The following is a 2,278-nucleotide window of genomic DNA, read 5'->3' on the forward strand; positions in this document are numbered from 1 at the left end:
TCAGCCACCCCCCGTCGCCGTCAGAAGGCGCGGGAGGAAGGGCAGGTCGCGCGCTCGCGCGAGCTCGTGTCCTTCGCGCTGCTGTCGGCGGGCTTCTTCGGCGCCTGGGGCCTGTCCGGCCAGATCGGCGCGCATCTGGAAGGCATGCTGCGCGGCTCGCTTACGTTCGACCACACCACCGTCTTCGAAACGCGCCGGATGTTGATCGGCGCGGGTACCGCGAGCATGGAAGGGCTGCAGGCGCTGGCGCCGCTGCTGTTTCTGACCGGCGTCGCCGCGCTGATCGCACCGATCGCGCTGGGCGGCTGGCTGCTGTCGTCGAAGTCGCTCGAGCCGAAGTGGAACAAGCTCAATCCGATTTCGGGCCTCGGCCGCATCTTTTCGCCGAACGGCGTGCTCCAGCTCGGCATGGCGCTCGCGAAGACGCTCGTGGTCGGCGTGATCGGCTCGCTCGCGGTGTGGAATCGCAAGGACGAGGTGCTGGCGCTCGTCACGCAGCCGCTGTTGGTTGCGTTCGCAAGCACCGGCCATCTGATCGCCGTGTGCTGCGCGACCACCGTCGCAGGCATGTTCCTGATCGCCGCGCTCGATGTGCCGTACCAGATCTGGCAGTACGAGAAAAAGCTGCGCATGACCAAGGAAGAGGTCAAGCGCGAGCACCGCGAAAACGAAGGCGACCCGCACGTGAAGGGCCGCATTCGCGCACAGCAGCGCGCGGCCGCGCGGCGCCGGATGATGCAGCACGTACCGAAGGCCGACGTGGTCGTGACGAACCCGACGCACTTCGCGGTCGCGCTGCAATACACGGACGGCAAGATGCGCGCGCCGAAGGTCGTCGCCAAGGGCGTGAACCTCGTCGCGGCGCGCATTCGCGAACTCGCAACCGAGAACAACGTGCCGCTGCTCGAGGCGCCGCCGCTCGCGCGCGCGCTCTATTACAACGTGCGCCTCGACGCCGAAGTGCCGGGCGTGCTGTACGGCGCGGTCGCCGAAGTGCTCGCGTGGGTCTATCAGCTGCGCCGCTTCAATACGCACGGCGGCGCGGAGCCGGTGCGGCCGAGCGAGTTCGACGTGCCGGCCGAACTCGACAAGCGCGGCCCCGCCGCTGACGAAGACGACGACATCGAAGACATCGAAGACGTGGAAGAGATCCAACCGCAAGCCCGTGGCAACAGTCGTGGCAACCCCGGCGGCAACCGCAATTCGCCCAATGACGGAGGCCGCGCATGAGTACGCCGCCCCGCGCCGGCTTCCTGTCGCGCCGCCCTGAGATGCTGCAGGGCGCGAACCTGCGCGCGCTTGCCGGGCCGATCCTGATCTGCATGATCCTCGGCATGATGATTCTGCCGTTGCCGCCGTTCCTGCTGGATCTGCTGTTCACGTTCAACATCGCGCTTTCCGTGATGGTGCTGCTCGTCAGCATGTATACGATGAAGCCGCTCGACTTCGCCGCGTTCCCGAGCGTGCTGCTGTTCTCCACGTTGCTGCGGCTGTCGCTGAACGTCGCCTCGACGCGGATCGTGCTGCTCGAAGGTCACATGGGCCCGGACGCGGCCGGCAAGGTGATCGAGGCGTTCGGCCACTTCCTCGTCGGCGGCAACTTCGCGGTCGGTATCGTCGTGTTCGTGATCCTGATGGTGATCAACTTCATGGTGATCACGAAGGGTGCGGGCCGGATCGCCGAAGTGTCCGCGCGCTTCACGCTCGACGCGATGCCCGGCAAGCAGATGGCGATCGACGCCGATCTGAACGCCGGCATGATCAACGAAGAGCAGGCCAGAAAGCGCCGCGCCGAGATCTCGCAGGAAGCCGAGTTCTACGGCTCGATGGACGGCGCGAGCAAGTTCGTGCGCGGCGACGCGGTCGCGGGCCTGCTGATCATGGTGATCAACATCCTCGGCGGGTTTATCGTCGGCGTCGCGCAGCACGGCATGAGCTTCGCGGACGCGGGCAAGAACTACACGCTGCTCACGATCGGCGACGGCCTCGTCGCGCAGATTCCGTCGCTCGTCATTTCCACGGCGGCCGGCGTGATCGTGTCGCGCGTCGCGACCAACGAGGACATCGGCACGCAGCTCACCTCGCAGCTGTTCTCGAACCCGCGCGTGCTGATGATCACGGGCTCGATCCTCGTGCTGATGGGTCTGATTCCCGACATGCCGCACTTCGCATTTCTGGCGCTCGGCGGCGGTGCGATCCAGCTCGGCCGCGTGCTGAAGAAGCGCGCCGAGCAGCGCAAGACGGCGTCGGCGCTCGTCGAAGCGTCGCCGGCGACGCT

The 2,278-nt window shown here is 66.8% G+C and carries 2 protein-coding genes; both read left to right on the top strand.

Annotated elements, in window-relative coordinates; translation table 11 throughout:
• Positions 1–1,230, top strand: a 1,230-nt coding sequence (flhB, locus tag ACYPXD_RS16660; protein WP_459713395.1) for a flagellar biosynthesis protein FlhB, incomplete at its 5' end; no start/stop codon positions are given.
• Positions 1,227–2,278, top strand: a 1,052-nt coding sequence (locus ACYPXD_RS16665; protein ID WP_459713397.1) for an FHIPEP family type III secretion protein, incomplete at its 3' end; no start/stop codon positions are given. The genes flhB and ACYPXD_RS16665, both read left to right, overlap by 4 nt.

It is taken from the genome of Paraburkholderia sp. 2C, from assembly GCF_054589215.1.